Raw genomic sequence first — 5903 nt, forward strand, 5'->3', positions numbered from 1 at the left:
GGGGTTAATTCCATATAGCGCTGGTTTATCAGCATTACCCGTTACATCTCTTATACAGCAAGACTTATAGAGCGAGCATTAATAGTTTCATCCTCTAACAACAATTTCGCAACCTCTTGAATATCAATAAGTTTTTCAGATTTGCAAAATGTAAATGTACCCAACATATTAAAATGTTGCCAAGCAACGGGAGATAATCGTTTAATTTCGTTGCATAATGCCTCATCGCCACGTTGTTTAGCCTGCTCTAAAAGAGCTGATAATAAAGCAGTATTGTAATAAATCATGCAACAAGCCAAGATTTTATTGCATTGATTATTAATTTCTAACATTTTGTCAGTTTTTCCTAACAATTGCTTACCACTGATTTTGAGGATGGCTGAACGTAATTGATGGAATGCCTCTCCTCTATTTAATGCTCGGTGGACACAACGTCTCATCTCAACATCATCAATGTACTTAAGCATATAAATGCTCATAATTATCTTATCAAACTCTATCAATGCCTTTAGAGTAGAGTTTGCTTGTGTATAAGAAGATAGTTTTCTTATCACCGTACTCTGTGAGGTTTCTTTCATCGCAATGGATGCGATAATTCTCAAGATATTATCCCATTCATCAATAATTAATTGTTTGGGTATTTTTTTAGAAGGCTTTATTAAAAATTTACTGTATTCGCTTGGCTTTTTAAAGGCAACAAGATTTTTATCGGCTTTTCTATTTATTTGGGTGAACCTTGGCATAAAATCATAACCAAACAAATACATCATTGCAAAATTAACCCGGTTGATGCTATGCATGTCTCCAGATACCGCTGTAATCTTCAGATCGCTGGTATTGTTATAAACAATATCCAGAACATGATGGCTTTCATGTTCATTTGCACCAATTACTTTGGTATTAACGGGTAGATGATTAGCAATTAGACTATAAGAAACAACACCCTTTCCATATCCAAAATATTTTGTTGAGTACCGTGCCATTATTGTTTGATATTTTGTTTCTAATTTTTGACCATCAAGACTTGCATGTATTCCATAGTCCGATAAATTATAATATTCAAAGATGGGTAGTTTCGCAATGTGATTAATAATTTGATCGCCTGCGCCAATCAGTGATTCCAGTCGAATAAAAGTACCTTCAACATTATTTAAATCGTGAATACTTACATCAGAAGACTCAGCCATTCGCTTCTTCCCAATAGAGGCTCCTTGAGCAATAAGGTACGCTTTGACATGTTCTGGTTTTACAGCTGTTTTAGCCCCCTTATTTAAAATATGAGTGAAACTCTCAAAAAAACCCGTCGCTTGGGCCGTATACTCAATGCCACTGGCCAGACTTACCGTTTCGATTTTTTTATAGAAAGGATTATTAGCCAGATCTTCTTTCTTTTTATAAGGTAGTCGCCAGGTTAATTTATCTTCATCAATTTTTATATTCTTGTTTTGTTTTGAAACAATGCGCTGATTAACTTGCTTATATAGTCCATCAATTTCTTTCTCCATAGCTTTAAGCAATGACGCTATAGGCTTTAAGTTTAAGCAGTTGGATAAATTATCAAGTATTTTTGTTTTGTCCTTTAACCAAGAGTCCTTGGAAATTAATTCATCCTCCAATCGTCGATAATTCACTGTGTCTGAAATAAACAGGTTGCCAGAGCTGAGTTCTTTAGCAATTTGCTGATACAGAATCACTTCATACCGATTAATATTAATAAATTTAATTTTCTTTAATCGTTTGCCAGAACCGCTTATAATTTTCTTATAAATTAAATATTTTGTCATTCCCGATGGTGCGAAAGCGAGAGGTGCTCCAAGTGCAGGGATGTCTTCTACCTTCCCTTTACCAAGTAGCTGCTGCATGAACTCAATTGCACTACCTAAATTTGCTTGTTGCTCAGAATTAAATTCTAAAGCTGTGAAAATGGAACGTAAATTCGTTTTAATAGCGCTGAATTCATTGTCATAATATGTCCATGTATAGTCTCTCTCATCAATCGATGGATTTGCCAGTTTTTCTGCAAATACGCTAAAGTTTTTTTGATCAACAATCTCATAACAACTTGGACGAATATTGTCTGGAACAATATCATGATTAGCAATGATTTTTAGAATCTTACTTGCTGTTTTTCGAGCAGGATCTATTCCAAGTTTAGCTTCTAATACACAGGCTTGTGCATAAGCTTTCGCTAAATCTTCATATGTACCCATTTTGTGAATAAAAAATGAAGTCAGATGATCATTTAATTTAACAAAACGCTGCCAAACAAAGCATATCAAATATAACCTTGCTTTTTTTCTGTTTAATTTTTGAAGTATATTGACCTCATAGAACTCGGCAAGCCCTGTATAGTATTGAATGTTCTGCCTTGAGATGTTCAATAAGGGTATTATCATTTTCGATTTATTAAATAAAGCGACAATTTTTTTTTGTTTCGAGAGTTCTTTCTGCATTTCTTTGGTTTTAAAGTTCTTTGGATCTTTTTTCAACAAAGTTAAATTGTGAAATAGGTCGTCCTTTGCTAATAAACTATCAAGATCAGCCTTTTCACCTTTATTTAATAAACGCTCTAATTTTAAAGTGAGCCTGTTTTCTTCTCGATTAATCGCTTTTGAAACAATACTCTGTAATGTTGAATATTTAGGACGAATAGTTTTATGCTGTTCACAAAACTCCAAGAGTTCATCAAAAACAAATTTTGGTTGCAAATCACGGCTAGTGAGTTTTTTTGCATGGCGACCCAGATTAGCAATAAATTCAGCGCCTGAACGTGTATAACTGTAAATATCACAAATCATTTTTTGTGCAGCATAATGCTTATTGATATCTATGTCTTTTTTAGGGAAATTAGTTCCTGGAAAATGTTGTTTGATAATAAACTGTGTGTCGTCTTTTACTTGTTGAAAAGTAAATTTATAAAAATTCCTGGTTGCCCTGAAGTATCCCACTTGCAACAGATAATTGATTTTATTGTTTACAATACTCTGTTTGCTGAGATAAACCTCGTCCTCAGCTGTTATTTCAAAAAATAAGGAGCGGTCTTCTTCATCAATTTTAGGCAAATCATAGAGTTGGCTTATCTCTTCCTGAGACAAGATGGTGAGGTGATCACTAATGGCCACAAAAATATTCCAAATTGAGAGCAGTGAGTTTTTGGTCAGAGGTAGGAGTTCAAAAAAACGCTGGTTATTATTAACTGCCTTGCAGGTTTCACTAGCAACCTGAAATCAAAGGCTTTATAGTTAACGAAATTGGTTAATTCTATCAAAGTTAAAAGAACTTATAAAGAGAAGTTATAATGAACGATTGTGTAATATATGGATATGCCCGAGTCTCAACTCGAGACCAAAATCTGGATTTACAAATTGATGCACTTACAAAAGCAGGTTGCCAAAAAATATTTCGAGAAGTAGCCAAAGGGGCTAAAACTGATCGACCTAAGTTGAATGAATTACTCACCATACTAAAATCTGGAGATACGCTAATTATATGGAAGTTGGATCGAATGGGTAGATCGCTCCAACATTTAATTACTACATTCAATGAACTAATAAACAAAGGGGTTGGAATCATTAGTATTCAAGACCCGATTGACACTACTACAGCACAGGGAAGACTAATGTTTAATCTTTTTGCCTCCTTAGCGGAGTTCGAAAAAGATTTAATTCGTGAGCGTACTATGGCTGGGTTATCCTCAGCACGAGCAAGGGGTAGAACCGGTGGCCGACCCCAAGGCCTTACTAAGCAAGCGACTGAAAAGGCATGTGCTGCAGAAGCACTTTATCGTCAAGGAGAATTAACATCGGAACAAATAGCAAAACAACTTGGTATTTCAAAACCTACCCTTTATAAATATCTGAAATTCAGAGGAGTACCCATCGGGATAAAAGAGTCTCACTAACTATTAAACTCACTCTGGACTCAAACAATACAGAGGTTTTTTATTATTGGTATTGAAATTTGAAGTGGTTAATACGGTCATTTAAATAGTAATTAAAAATTCCTAATCATTTTTCTAAGCTTAATCGTCTGTTTATGTAAAATTTACCCCATACAAGTCCCAATACAGCAGCAGTAAAGGAACCAATCAATACTCCCAGCTTCGCTGCATTGAGCAAATGTTCATTATCGAAAGCTAACATTGCAATAAAAATGGACATTGTAAACCCAATGCCGGCCAGAAGACCTACCAATCCTACGCCTTGCCAGTTCACATCTGGTGGCAATTGACACCATCTTATTCGCACAGACAACCAGCTTAAACTTAAGATACCAAGTGGCTTTCCGATCACCAAAGCTATAGCAACACCAATGATAATTTGCAGCTCATTATCACCAGAAAAAGTGCCCTTGCTCATACTTACACCAGCATTTGCCAAAGCAAATAATGGCATAACTCCATAAGCAACCCATGGGTGCAATGCTTTTTGGACTCGAACAACAGGGGGTAACAATTCCCTATGAGCAAGCTGAATTTTTCGAAGCGACCGTTCCAACTTATGTTCATCTTCCATTTGTGGATCTCGGCCAGTAAGTTCATTGACAATGCGAGATAACATATCTAGAGGACGCTCACTCATACGAACAGACACTACTGGAGTCATTAGACCAAGCACCACTCCTGCTAAAGTGGGATGAGCACCAGTCATCAGGAGCCCGACCCAGATAATGGCTCCCGGAATAACATAGCTAAAAGCAGAACCAATCCCGATGCGCTGAAAGCCTAGCACTAACATAATACCCAAACCAGCAATCAGGAAGCCACCATAATTAAGACCACCCGAATAGAACACTGCAATAATGATCACTGCAATAATGTCGTCGATGATAGCTAGGGTCAGCAAGAATATCCGAATATTTCCCGGGATAGATCGTCCCAGCAGTGCAAGTACACCAACGGCGAATGCAATATCAGTAGCTGTCGGTATCGCCCATCCATTTTGATGAATCGGTAGGGAATTGAATCCAAGAAAAATTAATGCAGGAACAACAACGCCACCTAATGCCGCAATCATTGGAAGCATCGCCTGCCTCATGTCACTTAATGAGCCCTCAAATATTTCACGACGAATTTCCATACCAACAACGAGAAAGAAAAAAGTCATCAGAGCATCATTAATCCAAAAATGTAACGACCTGGAAAACACAAAGTTCCCTAATCCAATAGAAAAAGGTGCGTGCCAGACATTATTATAGCTCTCAGCCAAAGGTGAATTAGCCCATATTAACGCTATCGCGGCAGCAACGAGTAGAACAATACCGCTAACGGCCTCTATATGAAGAAAGCGTTCTATTGAAGCAAAAGCCCGTTCTGCTAACACTTGAGCTCGCGGCAAATCAGGCGGTGTAGGATGTCTGTTCATATTCATATTTCATTAAACCCTTTGGAGATTGAACCCTTTGTTTACATTTCATTATTAAAAATGTCTGAAGGCTTTAACCTTAGAGTTTGTCACTATTGAAAGCAAGAAAATACTTTTATTCAATCAGAATTAAATGATTTTAACTTTTTTTAGCAAATCCACCTTAACCATGCTTACCTCTTAAAGAGAATTGACTCAACATGGCCTTTTTCCCTACCTTCATCAAAAACACTTGTAACACGTAGTTCTTAAGTTTCTTTATTAGTCTCATAGACGGGATACAATTTAAGATGTTATTTCATTCCGCATGCCTGGGCTGTCTTGGTAATGTCAGAGCTGATCAATTATCACCTGTTGCTTAGCAACATTTTAATATGTTGGAATATTTATATTTTTAAAATCAGAAAATCTTGTTGATATTCAATGGGTTGTAAAATTACCATTAGAGGATGAAACTATCAATGCTCGCTCTATAGACCTTGCTGAATAAGGGGTGTAGACGATGATGCTGATAAACCAGCGCTATATGGAATTAACCCC

General features: G+C 36.5%; 3 protein-coding genes. 1 reads left to right on the top strand and 2 read right to left on the bottom strand.

What is annotated here, in order from left to right; all coding sequences use genetic code 11:
• Positions 1-50: 50 nt before the first annotated feature.
• Positions 51-3122: a Tn3 family transposase gene (locus ACD661_RS16800; protein ID WP_298622579.1), complete on the bottom strand. Its 3072-nt coding sequence runs from the start codon at positions 3120-3122 to the stop codon at positions 51-53.
• A gap of 176 nt (positions 3123-3298) precedes the next feature.
• Between ACD661_RS16800 and ACD661_RS16805 the strand changes: the two genes are divergently transcribed.
• Positions 3299-3901, top strand: coding sequence for a recombinase family protein (locus tag ACD661_RS16805; protein WP_241534019.1), 603 nt, complete (start codon positions 3299-3301; stop codon positions 3899-3901).
• Between the two features lie 106 nt (positions 3902-4007).
• On the opposite strand, the gene nhaA is transcribed toward ACD661_RS16805, so the two are convergent.
• On the bottom strand, positions 4008-5363 hold the full coding sequence (gene nhaA / locus ACD661_RS16810; protein WP_400188995.1) for a Na+/H+ antiporter NhaA: 1356 nt from the start codon (positions 5361-5363) through the stop codon (positions 4008-4010).
• Between the last annotated feature and the right edge of the window lie 540 nt (positions 5364-5903).

It is taken from the genome of Legionella lytica (genome assembly GCF_044626755.1).
Classification (GTDB): Bacteria; Pseudomonadota; Gammaproteobacteria; order Legionellales; family Legionellaceae; genus Legionella; species Legionella lytica_A.